The following is a 17,125-nucleotide window of genomic DNA, read 5'->3' on the forward strand; positions in this document are numbered from 1 at the left end:
TGAAGCCACATGAAACACCTTAGGTTAAGAATCACAGAATTAGACGGATTGAGAGGCATTGCCGCACTTGCTGTAGTACTCTATCACTATACCACCCGTTTTGGGCAGAAGTTCGACACCAACCTGACCCGAACGGTCTGGGAATTTGAATATGGCCGCTATGGCGTAGACCTGTTCTTCATCATCAGTGGTTTTGTCATCTTCATGACGATAGAAAAAGTAAAACATCCGGGAGAATTCATCTATAAACGTTTTATCCGGCTCTATCCAACCTTCTGGTTCTGCATGGCCCTTACATTTTTCCTTATGAAATACTTTGGCCCGGCGCTTTTGAAGCGGACAACAGAAGAGCTGCTCGTCAACATCAGTATGGTTCCTTCCTTATTCGGAACCAGGGCAATTGATGGCGTCTACTGGTCTTTGCTCATTGAATTGTGTTTTTATGGCTTTATGCTGCTGTTGCTCCTGCTCCAATTGGTTCCGAAAATGAAATATGTTGGCCTTGCTTTCCTGCTCTTTTACTTTGCCGTTTGCTTCTGGCATAAATACCATCCGGAATTGTATTACGGCAGTTTATTCCTGATGGGGATCAGTTTTTATAAGATCTGGAAGGGCGACAAAAGCTGGCTTTGGCATTTACAAATTCTGGTTGCGCTCCTGCTGAGCTTATTTTCGCCACATCGCATCGACTTTATCGTTACTGCGTTGTTCTGTGCCCTCTTTTACCTCTTTGTGTACAGACAGGCCGGTTTCCTCCGGTTCCGCCCATTGGTCTTTATCGGCGAGATCTCTTATGCGCTTTACCTGATCCATCAGCATATCGGTCATACCATACAATTGTGGCTCATCCGGGAAGGAATCACGAATTATTACCTTTTGTTGCTCTGGCCTATTTTTATCATGGTCCTGACCGCCTACCTGATCACCACCTGGTTTGAAAAACCCGTGATTGACTACCTCAGCAACGCTGGAAAAAAGACGGCTTTATGGAATTAAAGAGAAAGACCATTGCCGGAGTATTCTGGTCGCTGGGCCAACAGTTCAGTATTAAGATTGTGGGCTTTATCATCACTATCCTGCTGGCCAGAATCCTCGCACCGGCAGAATTCGGATTGATTGCCATGCTATCTGTCTTTATATCCGTAGGCCATGTGTTGATGGACAGCGGCTTAACTTCGTCCCTCATCCGGACCAGGGAGGCAGACCAGAAAGACTACTCGACTGTATTTTTCGTGAACCTGTGCGGAAGCATCTTCATCTATTTCCTCCTGTTCTTCATTGCCCCCCTCGTGGCGCAATTTTACCGGCAGGAAGTACTCAGCGCAGTACTGAGGGTCTATGGCCTGATCATTATATTAAACGCTTTTTTTGCCGTTCAGAACACCATCCTGACCAAGGAAATGAACTTCCGGAAGCAAACCAATATCCAGATTCCCTCCGCCATCGCCGGAGGTATCCTTGGCGTGATCCTGGCCAGAATGGGATATGGCGTATGGAGCCTCGTCTGGATGAATCTTTTTGCTGCCATTTGCGCTACTGTGATGCATTGGATGGCTTCTCCCTGGCGGCCCTCATGGATTATCGACCAGCAGCAGTTAAAGTATCACTTTGGTTTCGGTTATAAGGTTGCCCTTTCCAGCATTATTGACAGCATCCATCAGAACATTTATGTGCTGATTATCGGAAAGTTTTATTCCGTTACCGCATTGGGTTATTACTCCAGAGCGGAAGCCATCAGCCAGCTGCCGGTCTCCAACCTTTCTTACGCCATCAATAAGGTGACTTATCCCATGTTTTCCGAGATCGCAGAAAATAACGGCCAGTTGAAGACCGTCTATCGGAAAATCATGCAGCAGGTGATTTTCTGGAATGCCCCGGCCTTGATCTTCCTGAGCATTATTGCCGAGCCGCTGTTTCGCTTTATGCTCACCGAAAAATGGCTCCCTGCAGTTCCTTATTTTCAGATTCTTTGTATCGCCGGGATCATGTACCCCCTGCATGCCTACAACCTGAACATCCTGAAAGTAAAAGGAAGAAGTGACCTCCTGCTGAAACTGGAAGTCGTCAAGAAAACCGTTAGCCTGATCGGGATCCTCAGCGTCATCCGTTTTGGAATTTATGGCTTATTATACTTCCAGCTGCTGTTTAACTTTTTAGGGTATTATATCAACTCCAGTTACAGCGGCAAACTCATCAATTACCCGACTATGGAACAGGTAGCAGACCTGTTGCCCATCCTCGGCATGGCCGCCATCACTGGACTGTGCTGCTATTTCCTGGATGCCTACCTCGCCGGATCCTTACAGCTGAAGGATTGGTCAAGGATGCTGATCAGCGGTTTATTTTACGCCCTGATCTACCTCTTGATGAGCAACCTTTTCCGGCTTACTGCAATAACAGATTTCAAACAACTAATCGCTAAAAAATGATTCCGGTAACTAAACCATTTCTTCCAAAAGCAGAAGACTTTAAACGCTATGTAGATACCATTTGGGAACGCCAATGGCTGACCAACAATGGTCCCCTCCTGAATGAACTGGAGCTGAAACTTCAGGAATATCTGGGCATCAAACACCTGTTATATGTATCCAATGGCACCATTGCCATTCAACTCGCCATCAAAGCACTCGGGATTCAGGGAGAGGTCATCACCACACCCTTCTCCTATGTAGCCACCACCAGCAGTATTGTGTGGGAAGGTTGTACCCCCGTATATGTAGACATTGATCCCGAAACTTTCAATATCGATCCTGCTAAAATTGAAGCCGCTATTACGCCCGAAACCACAGCTATCCTTGCCACGCATGTTTATGGAAACCCATGTGATATTGATGCCATACAAGCCATTGCCGACAAGCATCAGCTGAAAGTGATCTATGATGCGGCCCATTGTTTCGGGACGACCTATAAAAACAAATCCGTATTTGCTTACGGCGACATCAGTACGGCCAGCTTTCATGCCACCAAGCTCTTCCATACCATTGAGGGCGGCGCTGTATTTACCAAAAGTCCTAAACTGCTGAAAATCATGGCCGGCATGCGAAACTTCGGCCACAATGGCCCTGAATCCTTTTCCGGGCCAGGCATCAATGCTAAAAATTGTGAATTCCGTGCCGCAATGGGGCTTTGTAACCTGAAGCACATTGAAGAGATTCTGGAAACCCGGAGGAAGCTATCCTACCATTACTTCAAAAGGTTAAAAAATATCAAAGGAAAATTCCCTAAGCTCAATGCAGACATGGACTATAACTTTGCTTATTTCCCCGTTCTTTTTGACTCTGAGGTCCTCATGCAGCAATGCATGAAAAAGCTGGAAGGTGCAAAAATATACTGCCGGAGGTATTTCTATCCTTCCCTCTCCAGTTTGCATTATGTGAACCAAACTGCAATGCCAATCTGCGATGATGTCGTGAAGCGGATTCTTTGTCTGCCACTCTACCATACATTGACGACCGCAGATCTTGACCTCATCTGCAGGTTGATCATGAGGGTTCAGAACTACCAGGAACCCGTCCTGCTGAAGAGAAAAGAGATCAAAACCAATCCCGCCGACAATAACCTTCAAAGAATCAATGGTCATACTTTTTAATCCGAACCTGATATGGAACCTCAGACAGACATCATGGTCAGCATTTGCTGTATCACCTATAACCATGAAAAATACATCGCCCAGACCATAGAAAGCTTTTTAATGCAGGACTGCAATTTCAAGTTTGAAATCATCATTGGCGAAGATCATTCTACCGACAACACCAAAAACATCCTGGAATATTACCAGCGGAAGCATCCCGGCCTCATCCATATGGTAACGTCCGACGGAAATGTAGGCTCTATAAAAAACCAGTTGCGAACGATGAATGTGGCCAGTGGAAAATACATTGCGATGTGTGATGGGGATGATTTCTGGACCGATGCCTTCAAACTGCAAAAGCAGGTCGATTTTCTGGAAAGCCATCCGGAATACATCATCTGCTGTCATTATACCCGGGTGATCAATGATTACGATCAGACGGTTTACCTGCACCCTACTCCGGTGAGCATGGAATTCAGCTACGAAGACCTCTTGCTGGGCCGGAGAGATGAAACGAGGATCTGTTCTCTGATGGTTAGAAACAGCCGGGAAGTACGGGAAATCGGCTTAAAGAAATGGTATTACCAGACTTACGGTTCTGATACCCTGTTCAAACTACACGCCATCAGTACCGGGAAGAAGATTTATGTCATCCCTCAGGTCATGGCTTGTTACCGCCTCCATACCGGCGGAATCTGGAGCATGATCGACCCTAAAATCAGGAAATCAAGGATGGTCAGTGATTTCAACCTGATGATCCGGAATTTCAAATGCTCTTCCCTTCAAAAGAGAGCGCTGCTGAAAATCTACCTGCGCCAGTATCTTCTTTTTGACCTCCGCTATTTCAAGTTTAACAAAGCCATTAAAACCATTACCGCATTATGGTAACCGAATCTCCTGAAAAACTACTTTTTGCCATTAGCTCCCTTCATGGCGGTGGTGCGGAACGGGTCATTTCCAACCTCGCCAATTACTACGATGCGGCAGGATTTCAGGTGAGCATCGTTTGCCTGAATGCCTCCAAACCGGCCTATTTTTTGTCGGAGGGCATCCAGGTCATTTCCCTGGTCAGCAGCACAAGAAGAACAGGTCTTTTCTTTCGGATCTGGTATGCCGGGCTCAGTTTTTCCCGGCTACGGCGCTTTTTAAAAAAGGAAAGACCGGCATGTGCCATCTCTTTTATGACTTCTGCCAACATCTGGACCGGGCTGACCTGCCTCTCCTTAAACATACCTTACCTTGTTTCTGAACGCATTACTCCGGACTATACCCTGAACCGGTTTAACCCTTTATTAAAACGGCTTTCTTTCGCGGTTTACAAACGGGCAAAGGCAGTGGTGCTCCCCTCAAAAGGGATGATTGAGGGATTCCGGAAGACCAGTCCCTTTAAAAAGCTTTGCAATTTCGAGGTGATCAACAACCCTATCAGCGAATTTCCCATCCCGACCAAGGAGCCTGTCTATCCGGGCAGGTTTATCCTTGCCGCCGGCAGGTTGAGTCCACAAAAAGGATTTGACCTGCTCATCGCGGCTTTCCGGAGGGTGGAAGAAAAAAACGTACACCTTTTGATTTCCGGGGAAGGAGAACAACGGGCCCTGCTGGAAGAGCAAATCAGCGCACTCGGTTTAAGTGAGCGTGTAAAACTCATTGGCTTCCGGGAAAACATGCAGGACTATTACCGTCAGGCGGAACTGTTTGTCCTCTCTTCCAGGAATGAAGGCTATCCCAATGCCCTTCTGGAGGCCATGAGCATGGGCACCGCCTGTATCGCCACGGATTGTGAATATGGCCCTTCAGACATTCTCGAAAGCGGAAAAAACGGACTTCTGATCAAAACAGGGAATATCTACCAGATGGCTACTGCCATAAAAATGGTCCTGGACGACCCGATCCTTAAAGCAAAGCTTGCCCTCAATGCCAAACGAATCAACGAAACCAACTCTCTCGCTAACACTTCAGCCAAATGGCTGGAACTGATCCGCAGGAGTACTAAAATCTAAACCTATAAAGCTATGAACATCTCATTCTCACCTCCGTTTATTGATCAAAATGTAATTGATGAAGTGGTTGACACCCTGGAATCAAGATGGATTACCTCAGGTCCCAAAGTGAAAGCTCTTGAAGCAGAAATGATGGAACTGACCGGGTCTAAAGCCTCAGTATGCGTAAACTCCTGGACTTCAGGTGCCATTATGATGCTGAAATGGTTTGGCATTAAAGCCGGAGATGAGGTCATTATACCCGCCTATTCGTATTGCGCCACTGCCTTATGCGTATTACATTGTGGTGCAAAACCAGTGATGGTCGACATTTCCGACGACCTGACCATCGATCCGGCCGAGATCAGGAAAGCCATCAATCACCAAACAAAAGCCATCATTACTGTAGATATTGCAGGATTGCCCTGCGACTATCAGGCCATCAATACCCTCCTCAAACAGCCAGAGATTCAGGAACAATTTATCCCCGCCTCAGAAAAACAACGTGCTTTAGGAAGGATTTTACTCCTCGCAGATGCCGCCCACTCTATCGGTGCCCGCTATGGCGGTAAATCTGCCGCATTGGCCAGCGACATTACCATCTATTCCTTCCATGCCGTGAAGAACATCACCACTGCTGAGGGTGGTTGTATTTGTCTGAACCTGCCGGAACAGTTTAACCACGAAGCGGAATACGGCTTTTTAAAAGTCTTTGCCCTGAATGGACAAAATAAAGATGCCTACGCGAAATCCAGGGGGGCCAACTGGAAATACGACATCCTTTACCAGGGTTTAAAAATCAATATGCCAGACATTTGTGCCGCTATAGGCCTGGCACAGATCAGGCAATACAAAGACCTGCTTTTGCCTTCAAGAAAGCACATTGCGTTAAAGTATTGTCACCATTTCAATGCCTACAGCTGGTTTACCGCCCCTGCCTTAAAAGACAATTCCAGGGAATCTTCCTACCATATTTTCCCTTTGAGAATAAAAGGCATTTCCGAAGAACAGAGAGATCAGATTATTGACCAGCTCGTTGGGCTCGGAATTGTGGTCAATGTACATTTCATCCCTATGCCTATGCTCAGTTATTTTAAAGAGACCGGATATCGGATGGAAGACTATCCCAACAGCTATAAACAATACGCCTGTGAGATCTCCCTGCCCATCTATCCGCAACTGAGCATTGAGGAGGTCGATTACATCATCGAATCTGTGATCAGTACGGTACAGCTTCATCTCGGCATTTCTCCTTTGAAAACAACCGCTTAAACCGATGGCATATGGACCCTAAACGAATTTTCGACCTGTTGCTTTCACTATGCGCGCTGATCCTCCTGACCCCTCTGTTTATCCTCATCTCCGTTTGTGTAAAACTCGATTCTAAAGGCCCTGTTTTTTACCGTCAGACCCGTGTGGGCAGGAAAAAGGTCTGCTTTCAGCTCATCAAGTTCCGAACGATGTGTGGTGGTGCAGACCGGCAAGGTTTACTCACTGTTGGTGATCATGACCGCCGCATTACCAGGGCCGGATACTGGCTGAGGAAGTATAAGATAGACGAGCTTCCGCAGCTGCTGAACATCCTCAGGGGCGAGATGAGCTTTGTCGGCCCCAGACCGGAAGTCAGCAAGTACGTTGCCCTATACAACCCTGCACAACAGCGCGTACTCAGCGTAAGGCCGGGAATTACAGACTGGGCCTCCATTGAATACATTGATGAAAGTGAGCTGCTGGCCAGGGCCAGTGATCCTGAACATTTTTACCGGACTGATATTATACCAAAGAAACTACAGCAAGGACTGAAATACATCGACCATAAGAGCCTCTGGACTGACCTCCACATCATGCTCATGACCTTGAAATGCATTGTCCTGAAACACCATTAAATCTCCCATCCCCCTCCATCATGAAAACACTAAAAATCCTGGACTGGCCTTCCCAAAGGTTTTTTTCAGAAACACATCCTTTCCATAAATGGCGACGGGAGCTGAGAGAAAGCGGGATACAACTTGAATTTTATACCGATCATACCAGCAGTAAGCTCAGGAATGCAGATTTCCTGCTCATCCATTCCAGGTACTTTATCAATGGCTGGCAGGACATCTATAAGCGGAGTCCTGAAAATGAATACGAATTGCTCTTATTTCTATCAGGATTAAAGAAAACGGTGGGCAAGCTCATCTGGTTTGATGCTGCCGATTCCAGCGGTTCCAGCGACTTCCCCATCATCGACTTTGTAGATATTTTCCTGAAGAAACAAATGCTGAAAGACAAGCGCTATTACACCGAAAAGGACACAGAGAACGACCTCCGCATCTGGCTAAACAACAGAAAGTTAAAAACTGAAATCACCGAATTTAAGCCCTGTCCGAAAGACCAGCTGCACAAAGTAAAACTCGGCTGGAATATCGGCCTGAACGACTACCGTTATTTCGGTTACAAAATGGGAAGGCTGAGCAATTACCTCAGTTATTACCTCTATCCGACCAGGTTTAGCAAAGTAGAAAAGGAACGGCCTTTTGACCTGACCTTCAGGGGAAGTATCCATCGTGGCAAGGACCTTAAAAATACAGTTTCCTATCAGCGGAACACCATTCTTCACCTCTTTGACAACCTGAATATGAACATCGCCAGTGGCCCCAATGTCTCTAAATTCCGCTACTGGCGGGAAATGAGAAAGACAAAGCTCAGCATCAGTCCTTTCGGCTGGGGAGAGATTTGTTACCGGGATTTTGAGACCTTTATTGCAGGTGCGATCCTGATTAAACCTTCGATGGAACACCTGGACACCTATCCCCAGCTATTTATCCCGCAGGAAACCTATATCCCCCTTCGCTGGGATATGGAAGACCTGGAAGAAACGCTGGATTTCGTGACCGCTCAGTACCCGTATTACAAACAAATCGCAGAAAACGGACAGGAACGTTACCGGAGCGCGATCAACGATGGCGACAGCTTTATCCAGTCTATCCTGCAAATACTCAATTAAGGAAACATGAAATATCTGATCTTTTTATTTGTTGCACTTTACCTCTATTCTGTTTCCTACGGCATTTTCTTAACGGAAATGATCAGGATCCCTGCGCCGCTATTGTTTTGTTTGCCGCTGATCACCTTGTTTAAAGAAGACCGGATCAGCTTCCTCTATGGCCCGGAACTCCTGGTCATCTGGACTGGCAGTTTCTTATACGATGTGGTTGGCTTATCAGATCACAAAGTATTCCTTTCCAATGCCATTAACATCAGCATGTGCGCGCTTTATTTCAACTATTTTTCGGGTACAAACAGAAAACGTTTTAAGGTATCCATCTATGTATTTTATGGCCTGTTGCTCTTTTCAGCATTGGTACTCGTGCTCAACCCTTTCTATCCTGAAAAGATCAATTCGCTCCGCTCTTTGCTCATGGGCGAACAGGTGATACAGAGTCCTTCCGGCATTGCGGTTTACCAGTTTAACTTCGGTTATCAGCTCGCAGCGCTTGTTCCTTTTCTTTTCATTTACAGTTACGTCTATAAAAAGCATTTTGTGGTCAAGGCCGCTATTTTGCTCAGCTGTCTTATTTTTATTTACCTCGGTATGCAGCGTTCGGTATTTATCGGCTTTTTATGCGCTTCATTTCTATTTTTATGGGCTTATTACAGGTATAAGGCCGTACTTATTGTCGTCCTAGCCGTTGCTGCCGGCGCGATCCTCTACACCTTTGTCCTCAAAGAAAATTTCGACAGCTACAACAACATTCTCAGCAAAAACGAACAGAGTTCTTCGGAGTACGACCGAACCACCCTTACTGCCGAAAACCTAAGGATCTGTGCAGAATACCCCTATGGATTAATCTTTTACGGAAAAACCTGGGGAGATGTCATTTACCGGAACCAGGTGTTTTCTTCCGGAATTACTTCCCATAATGCCTACCTCATGTTCCTCACTTACCTCGGCCCGATACTCGGCATTGCACTCCTCATCGCCCTGTATTACAAGGTCCTCCGCATCGCGATCAGGGCATTGCGGGAGGTCCGGAAAAAAGAAAATGCAATGATGGTTTGTCTCTGCGGGGCTTTCCTTGCCGTTTCCATCAATTCATTGTCCCACAACTCCTGGCTGCTCAGTGCAAACGGGCCTACCTTTTTCCTCTACTTCGCGATTCTCCACCTTCATTTTCTAAACGGCAGAGCAGCTCCCGTATTGGAAGAAGAATTTGCAGCAGCGCAACAAACAGCATACACAGGTCGCTACATCGCGCTCCAACACCTATAAAAAATGGCATCAAAAATTAAAGTAATGCACCTGATTGGTTCTTTAACCAAGGGTGGCGCGGAGCGCTTTGTAGTTGACCTCTGTAACGAACTCGCGAAGGACGAGCGGTATGAAGTATCGCTCCTCTCTCTTCGCGGCAATGACCTGGAAAGGGGTTTCAGAAAAGAAATCCAGGACAAGGTCAGGTATATTTCCTTTGGGAAAGGCCCCGGCATCAATTTCCTCGTGATGTTCCGGCTTACCGCCTGGCTGGAAACAGAAAATCCGGATTTCGTGCATAGCCATTTAAACGGGTTTGAATACCTGGCTTTGTATTTTTTACGCAGTTCCCGGACCCGTTTCTTTCATACCCTGCACAACATTGCCACAAAAGAATGTCCCAGTTACTTTGCCAGGATTTTCCGGAAGACCTGTTACAAAAAGAACAAAGTACAGGCCATTACCATATCTGAAGATGTAAAACAGACCTTTCAGGAATGTTATGGCCTTGGTAACGACATTTTAATTCCCAACGGTCGTCCGGATTTGGTTCAAACACCCGCCTATAAGGAAGTATTTAAAGAACACCGTTTAGGCTCCGACACTTTCCTGCTCGTCCACGTTGCCAGGATTACCGCACAGAAGAATCAGGAATTACTGATCGAAGCAGTTCAGCAATTCAATAGCACTGAAACGAAGAAATGCAGTCTTCTGCTCATTGGGGAGGCCAAAAATGAGTCTTTGCACCAGAAGCTACAGCGGATGGCATCCGGAGATCCGCACATCCGCTTTCTGGGCGGCAAATACAATGTGGTCGACTATCTATCCCTGGCAGATGCTTTTTGTCTGTCCAGCTTTTACGAAGGAATGCCAATTTCCATTATTGAGGCATTTTCTGTCGGCTGTATTCCCATATGTACCCCCGTTAGCGGCATCAAGAACATGATCAGGCATGGTCATAACGGTTTTCTGAGTAAGGATAAAAGCGTAAACAGCTATTGCGATGCGATTAAAGAAGCCTTATACCATCCCCATAAAGAAATGATCCGCTATAAAGGTAAACAGAGCTTCCTCTCGAACTACCACATTTCTATTACTGCCAGAAACTACAACAGGGCCTACCAGCAGCAAACCCCTGAACTACAAGCCTTCCATCATTTACCTACCCCTTCTTTTTAAAGCATTTATATGAACACAGAGAACAGTCCTAAGAAGCGAGTGCTCTTCATCAGTCCTTCTTTGAGTAAAGGAGGTGCAGAGACACAATTGCTAAAAATAGCTCAATTCCTGAATGCCCATGATTTTGAAGTGATGATCATTTCATTAAAGCCGATTAATGAGTTCGAGACGGACTTTTCTAAAATGGGCATCAGGATCGCCTATTTAAAAAGCTGGTTTGGCCGGCCGGCACACAACTGGATGCAGTTAAAAAAGCTCATCAGGGATTTCCGGCCCGAGCATGTCGTCGCCTTTATGTTCATCGCCATTTTATTTGCGAGGATGCTAAAGATGAGTTTGGACTTCAAGTTAATTTCTTCGATCAGGACCTCTGTGATCCACAGGAAATGGTACCTCCCCTATAAGTTATCCATAGGCATGGACGATGCCCTCGTTTTTAACTCAAAGGCTTCGAAAGACAACTTTGAGCGCTTAAAGCTCGCCAAAAAAGGTGGTTTGGTGATCCATAATGCCATTTCTATTCCTGATTTAAGTCGTATTAATTGTCGGCCAAGAGCGGTCTTTACCTGGGTCTGTCTGGCACATTTCAGGTGGAACAAAGACTACGTCACGCTTTTTGAAGCGATTGCCCTGCTTAAACCCGGAGCATTCCGGCTGGAGATTATCGGTGAATTAAACGAAGAAACCTGGCCACACCGCATGATCCTTGACCTGGGCATTCAGAACTACGTACGGATTCTGGGTTTCAGGCAAAACACCTCTGAATACTTAAAGGCGGCCGATGCTTTTGTGCTTTCCTCTCATTATGAGGGCATGCCGAACGCCATTCTCGAAGCGATGGCACATGGGAAACCGGTTGTCGTGACTGCGATCGACTGCAATAAAGAATTCATTGAAGCCGCAAACTGCGGGATGCTTTCTGAGCCCTTAAATGCCCAGAGCCTTGCCGGTCAAATGAAAAAGATGATGGACATGAGCCCAACAGGGCGATATGTGCTCGGGCAAAACGGGAAAAAATATATTGAAACACATTTCAGTGAGCAACAGATCTTAAATCAATGGATGGAACTGATTGTCAATACATAGCATAAAAAACAAAAAGAAATTATGTGCGGAATATTTGGAACAATAAATTATGAAATTCCGGTAGATCAGCAAAAGATCTTCCAGGGCTTATGGCACCGCGGCCCCGATGAGCAGGACCGGCAAAGCATCGACAACCTCCACCTGTACCATACCCGTCTGGCCATTCAGGACCTCAGCCCTATGGGGAAACAGCCTATGGAATACAACGGCTTAATGATTGCGTTCAATGGGGAGATTTACAACCACCTCGAACTGCGGGAAAAATACGGACTCGAATCGGCATCCAATTCAGACACCAGAACCATTTTGATGATGTATGAACTCATGGGCATGAAAATGCTGGAAGAGTTTGACGGCATGTTTGCCTTTGCCCTGTACGACCTTAAAAACAGGATGCTTTACCTCGCCAGAGACCGGGCCGGCAAAAAGCCCCTGTTTATCTACCGAAAAGGAAATACCTGGATGTTTTCTTCGGAGCTCAATATCCTGTCGCAGATTGCCCAACCGGAGATCGACTATGCTGCCCTCTCCGATTACCTCTATCTTGGATATCATTACCGGAAATCGACCCCCTATCTCCATGTTTCTGAACTCGAAAACGGCCACTATTTAAAGCTTGATCCACAAAACATGAAAGAACAGGAAGTGACTTGGTTTAACATGGAAGAAGGCTATAGACAGGAAAGCAAGCTCAACCATGAAGACTCGATTGCGCAGCTCGACCATTTGCTGCAATTTGCCGTCCACCGCAGGATGGACAGTTCCGACCTCGATGTAGGCTCCTTTTTAAGTGGCGGAATAGACAGTGGCCTCGTCACTGCCATCGCCGCAAAACATGCCAGCCGCCTCAACACCTTTACCGTCCGCCTTCCCGGGAGTTATGATGAATCCGGGCTCGCCGCGAAAGTAGCCAAAAGATACGGCACCAACCATACTGTGGTAGACATAGACTTTTCCAGTCTGCAGGACGACATTGAAACCATTTTAAGCGGTCATGGGGAGCCGAATTGCGACAACTCTGCCATCCCCAGTTATTATGTAGCCAAGGCCGCAAAACAGCACACCACCGTGGTCCTGAATGGCGATGGGGCCGATGAACTGTTTGGCGGTTACCGCCGTTATGTTCCTTTCCGGCATTTAGACTTCTTTCAGCCCAATAACCTGACCAAAATCAGCGCAAAGATCCTCGCAGGAATCCTGCCCATAGCGAACGAAAAGCAGAGTTATTACACCTATCTGTACCGTTTATTGAAATTCGCAAGTTATACCGATGTCGTAAAGATCTACTGTTCTGCATCTTCTGATTTATTTGTTGGTTTTGAAGATCAGTTTTTAAGGAGGCCCTTGATGAAAGACATTTCTGCAGACCTGCTCGCCATCAACAAACTGCCCCTCAGCGCATTGAACAAGATCCTGCTGATGGACTTCCAGTCCATGTTATTTAGTCGGCTTTTACCCAAGATGGACATTGCGACCATGGCCCATTCCCTCGAAGGAAGGAGTCCGTTTTTATCAAAAGAACTCCTGGAATTTGCGCCTGGCTTACCCGATCATTTCAAGATTCACAATGTGACCACTAAATCCATTCTCCGGGACCTGGCCGTAAATTATTTACCCGAAGAGCTCATCAATCAGCCCAAAAGGGGATTTGAGATCCCCCTCCGCAAATGGGTAGATGAGGAGCTCAAAACCGTGATTAACGACTATCTGCTCGCGAAGGACACGCTTTATTCCAGGATCATCAAAAAAAGTTTCATTGAAGATCTCATTGCAAAAAAGATCAGGGTTTCGGACGAAAGAAGGGCAAAAATGCTTTTCTGTGTTTTCGGCCTTGAGGTATGGTATAAGAAACTCATTCAAAAAGGCAACGCATTATGAGAGTATTGGTAACCGGAACAGCCGGATTTATAGGCTTCCACATGGCAAAAGCTTTATTGGAGCGTGGCGATGAAGTAATCGGAATAGACAACATCAATGACTATTATGAGGTCAGTCTGAAATATGCACGCTTAGCAAAAATGGGGATTGAGGCTACTGAAATTAATTATGCAAAACCTATAGACAGCGACAAATATGGTCAGTATACCTTTATCAAACTGGACATCTGTGATACACTTGGCATGCAGACGCTCTTTGAGACCTATGAATTTGAAGCCGTCTGTCACCTTGCTGCGCAGGCTGGTGTACGCTATAGTTTAACCAATCCTGACGCCTATATTGATTCCAACATCAAAGGTTTTTTAAATGTGCTCGAATGTTGCCGTTACAACCGGATCAGGCAGCTCCTTTATGCCAGTTCTTCCAGTGTATATGGTTTAAACAAAGAAATGCCATTTTCTACAGCACAGCAGACCGACCGTCCTGCCTCCCTGTACGCTGCTTCTAAAAAAAGTAATGAGCTCATGGCACATGCTTACAGTCACCTGTTCCGGATTCCCGCTACTGCCCTTCGGTTTTTTACCGTTTACGGCCCCTGGGGCAGGCCAGACATGGCTTTATTTCTTTTTACCAGGGCCATTACGGACGGAAAGGCCATTCAGGTCTTTAACAACGGCGCGATGAAAAGAGACTTTACTTATATCGATGACATCATTTCCAGGATGTTGTTCATTCTGGACCGGCCTCAACCAGCGGATACCCCTGTCCCACACCGTGTTTTTAACATCGGCAGAGGCGCACCGTTAAGCCTGACTGATTTCATTCAGGAGATTGAGAAAAACCTCGGCACCCCGGCAAAGCGGGAATACTTACCCCTGCAGGACGGTGACGTCCTGGAGACCTGGGCTGACATTGGGGAACTGGAATCCTTATGCCCTCATCAACCCTGGGTTTCGATAGAAGAAGGCGTTAAAAACTTTGTGACCTGGTACCAGGAATTTTATCAGAAAGACACAGACCGGATTGCGGTATCGGTACCTTCTAAAAATTAAATCATCATGTATTTTCTCTTTTTACTCCTGTATGTATTCTTTCCAGGTTTCTTTCCCGGTTTCGGCCTTGGTTTCGGCCCTGGTTTCTTTCCTGAACCCAGGGTGCAGCAGCCGGAAATCATTGGTTTTGCGATGGTCAACGGCCGCACCACCGGCGGCAAAAACGGCCCTGTTGTCCGGGTTTCGACACTTGCCACATTCCGTGCAGCAGCCAGTTCTACCTTTCCGATGACCATCCGCTACTCCGGAAACATCAAAGGAAAAGGGTTCATCAATATTAAATCTGATAAGACGATTATCGGAGAAGGCGGATCATCGATAGAAGGTATCGGCCTGCTGATTTACGGGCATCACAATGTGATCATCAGGAATATGACCATCAGAAATGTAGTTTCTTATTCCAACATTGTGATTAAAGAAAGCGCCCATCATGTCTGGGTAGACCATTGCAGCCTATCTTCCGATCGTGATCATGGCTGGGATTATTATGACGGCCTGCTGGATGTTGGCAACAAGGCCGACTATGTGACCTTATCCTGGAACAAGCTGCACGATAACCATAAGGCGATGCTCATTGGTTTTGGCGATGAAAATACGAATGATGCCGGGCATCTGCGGGTGACTGTTTATAAGAATTATTTCTACAACAATTCGGAAAGGCAGCCCGGCGTTCGGTTCGGACAAGTGCATGTGATCAACAACTACATCAAAGACAGCAGCGGGTATGGGATTGGCTCTACAATGGATGCTACCGTCCGTACCGACAACAATTACTTTGAAAACGCGGTCCAGCCCATCAAGACAGACTTCAATGCGAAGCCAGGTTATGTCAGCGGTGGAAACAGCAACGTTTACCGGCGCTCAGGAAAGAATACCATCAGCACCGGCGTTTGTTTGTGGAAACCAGACTATCCTTATGCTTCCCGCTTGCTTCCTGTACAGGAAGTTCCTGAGGCGGTACGCAATGGTGCGGGCGCAAAACCTAATTTATTATGGAACGAAAAATAAAGAAAATACTAGTAGTTTGTGATTCTTCAGATTCCCTGCTGGATTTCCGCGGCAAATTAATTGAAGCATTGCTGATCAGAAATGAGGTCATCGTATTCAGTCCTAAAATCGGCAGGCAGGAGATCAGAGCGCAGTTGCTCTATATGGGCGTACAGCTTAGGGAGAACAATTTAAAACCGAGTCATGTCGCTGTATTTTCAGATATACGATACCTCTGTGCTTTATACCGGGTGATTAAAGAGGTTCAACCGGATGTCTTTTTTCCTTACGCTTTTAAGCCTGTGATTTACGGGACCCTGGTGGCCAAATTTTGTCGCGTAAGGCGGATCACCCCTATGTTAACCGGCCTGGGTTATAATTTCAGCGATGTAAACCAGAGGAAAGGACTGGTCAGCATGATCACCAGAATGCTTTTAAAATTTAGTTTGAGGGCAGATCCCGGACTGAGGATCATTTTTCAGAACAAGGACGACCGGAAAAAACTGATCACCAGGGGCATTATTGGCCCCAGACACCAATCGTACGTCGTCAATGGTTCGGGTGTAGACCTCAGTCATTATCACTATACTCCTCCCCGGACCACGCCCTTAAGTTTCCTCATGATCTCCAGGCTGATCAATGCCAAGGGGATCCGAGAATTTTATGAAGCCGCAAAGCTGATGCGGCAGCGCTATCCGGAAATCAGGTTTAAGCTGATTGGTCCTTTTGACCCTAACATTGATGCGATTGGTCCGGAGTTATACGAAAAAATCAGTTCAGGTGAAGTGATCGAATACTATGGCTCAGTGTCTGATGTACGTCCTTTTTTGGCCAATGCTTCTATTGTAGTCCTTCCTTCCTATTACGGAGAGGGCGTCCCGAGGAGTTTGCTCGAGGCGATGGCCATGGGAAGGGGAATTATTACCAGTAATTCCGTAGGCTGTAAAGAGACGGTTAACCCGGTTGCCGTCAACGGATTATTAGTTCCTGTTAAAGATGTTTCTGCCCTGGTTTCCAGCATGGAATATTTCTGCAAACACACCACTGATGTTGTCCAGTTTGGCCTGAACGGCAGAAAGTTCGCTAAAGAAAAATTTGAAATCAGCCTTATTAATGAACGCATGCTTCATATTCTGCAGGAGGCTTGATTACTGCTTCT

At 46.3% G+C, this 17,125-nt stretch carries 15 protein-coding genes; all 15 read left to right on the forward strand.

Features of this window, described 5'->3' with window-relative positions:
* The first annotated feature begins 9 nt into the window (after nucleotides 1-9).
* Genes BLQ87_RS29675 through BLQ87_RS29745 form a run of 15 tightly spaced genes read left to right on the forward strand, consistent with a single transcriptional unit; the run spans nucleotide 10 to nucleotide 17,114 of the window.
* A complete protein-coding gene (locus BLQ87_RS29675; RefSeq protein WP_074612527.1) occupies nucleotides 10-996 on the forward strand; it encodes an acyltransferase family protein in 987 nt (328 codons plus the stop codon).
* Nucleotides 987-2,429 carry a lipopolysaccharide biosynthesis protein gene (locus BLQ87_RS29680; RefSeq protein WP_074612528.1) on the forward strand — a complete coding sequence of 481 codons (1,443 nt, stop codon included), beginning with the start codon at nucleotides 987-989 and terminating at the stop codon, nucleotides 2,427-2,429. Before BLQ87_RS29675 ends, BLQ87_RS29680 begins: the two co-directional genes overlap by 10 nt.
* Nucleotides 2,426-3,589 carry a DegT/DnrJ/EryC1/StrS family aminotransferase gene (locus BLQ87_RS29685; RefSeq protein WP_083362122.1) on the forward strand — a complete coding sequence of 388 codons (1,164 nt, stop codon included), beginning with the start codon at nucleotides 2,426-2,428 and terminating at the stop codon, nucleotides 3,587-3,589. The genes BLQ87_RS29680 and BLQ87_RS29685 overlap by 4 nt, the downstream gene beginning before the upstream one ends.
* A gap of 12 nt (nucleotides 3,590-3,601) precedes the next feature.
* Nucleotides 3,602-4,459, forward strand: coding sequence for a glycosyltransferase family 2 protein (locus tag BLQ87_RS29690; RefSeq protein WP_074612529.1), 858 nt, complete (start codon nucleotides 3,602-3,604; stop codon nucleotides 4,457-4,459).
* Nucleotides 4,453-5,571 (forward strand): glycosyltransferase family 4 protein, encoded by a 1,119-nt coding sequence (locus BLQ87_RS29695; protein ID WP_074612530.1) that lies wholly within the window; start codon nucleotides 4,453-4,455, stop codon nucleotides 5,569-5,571. The genes BLQ87_RS29690 and BLQ87_RS29695 overlap by 7 nt, the downstream gene beginning before the upstream one ends.
* Before the next feature lie 12 nt (nucleotides 5,572-5,583).
* Nucleotides 5,584-6,822, forward strand: coding sequence for a DegT/DnrJ/EryC1/StrS family aminotransferase (locus BLQ87_RS29700; RefSeq protein WP_074612531.1), 1,239 nt, complete (start codon nucleotides 5,584-5,586; stop codon nucleotides 6,820-6,822).
* An 11-nt stretch (nucleotides 6,823-6,833) separates the two neighbouring features.
* Nucleotides 6,834-7,436 (forward strand): sugar transferase, encoded by a 603-nt coding sequence (locus tag BLQ87_RS29705; protein WP_074612532.1) that lies wholly within the window; start codon nucleotides 6,834-6,836, stop codon nucleotides 7,434-7,436.
* Nucleotides 7,437-7,456: 20 nt separating this feature from the next.
* Nucleotides 7,457-8,539, forward strand: a complete 1,083-nt coding sequence (locus tag BLQ87_RS29710; protein ID WP_074612533.1) for a glycosyltransferase — start codon at nucleotides 7,457-7,459, stop codon at nucleotides 8,537-8,539.
* Nucleotides 8,540-8,545: 6 nt separating this feature from the next.
* Nucleotides 8,546-9,805: an O-antigen ligase family protein gene (locus BLQ87_RS29715; RefSeq protein ID WP_074612534.1), complete on the forward strand. Its 1,260-nt coding sequence runs from the start codon at nucleotides 8,546-8,548 to the stop codon at nucleotides 9,803-9,805.
* Nucleotides 9,806-9,808: 3 nt separating this feature from the next.
* The gene (locus tag BLQ87_RS29720; protein ID WP_083362123.1) at nucleotides 9,809-10,963 is read left to right on the forward strand and encodes a glycosyltransferase family 4 protein; all 1,155 of its coding nucleotides are present in this window, start codon (nucleotides 9,809-9,811) and stop codon (nucleotides 10,961-10,963) included.
* Nucleotides 10,964-10,972: 9 nt separating this feature from the next.
* The gene (locus BLQ87_RS29725) at nucleotides 10,973-12,049 is read left to right on the forward strand and encodes a glycosyltransferase (RefSeq protein ID WP_074612536.1); all 1,077 of its coding nucleotides are present in this window, start codon (nucleotides 10,973-10,975) and stop codon (nucleotides 12,047-12,049) included.
* A 21-nt stretch (nucleotides 12,050-12,070) separates the two neighbouring features.
* Nucleotides 12,071-13,927 carry an asparagine synthase (glutamine-hydrolyzing) gene (gene asnB, locus BLQ87_RS29730; protein ID WP_074612537.1) on the forward strand — a complete coding sequence of 619 codons (1,857 nt, stop codon included), beginning with the start codon at nucleotides 12,071-12,073 and terminating at the stop codon, nucleotides 13,925-13,927.
* The gene (locus tag BLQ87_RS29735) at nucleotides 13,924-14,979 is read left to right on the forward strand and encodes an NAD-dependent epimerase/dehydratase family protein (RefSeq protein WP_074612538.1); all 1,056 of its coding nucleotides are present in this window, start codon (nucleotides 13,924-13,926) and stop codon (nucleotides 14,977-14,979) included. The genes asnB and BLQ87_RS29735 overlap by 4 nt, the downstream gene beginning before the upstream one ends.
* Before the next feature lie 6 nt (nucleotides 14,980-14,985).
* The gene (locus tag BLQ87_RS29740; RefSeq protein WP_074612539.1) at nucleotides 14,986-15,987 is read left to right on the forward strand and encodes a pectate lyase family protein; all 1,002 of its coding nucleotides are present in this window, start codon (nucleotides 14,986-14,988) and stop codon (nucleotides 15,985-15,987) included.
* Nucleotides 15,972-17,114: a glycosyltransferase family 4 protein gene (locus BLQ87_RS29745; protein ID WP_074612540.1), complete on the forward strand. Its 1,143-nt coding sequence runs from the start codon at nucleotides 15,972-15,974 to the stop codon at nucleotides 17,112-17,114. Before BLQ87_RS29740 ends, BLQ87_RS29745 begins: the two co-directional genes overlap by 16 nt.
* The last annotated feature ends 11 nt before the right edge of the window (nucleotides 17,115-17,125 follow it).

This window comes from Pedobacter steynii (assembly GCF_900103665.1).
GTDB lineage: Bacteria > Bacteroidota > Bacteroidia > Sphingobacteriales > Sphingobacteriaceae > Pedobacter > Pedobacter steynii.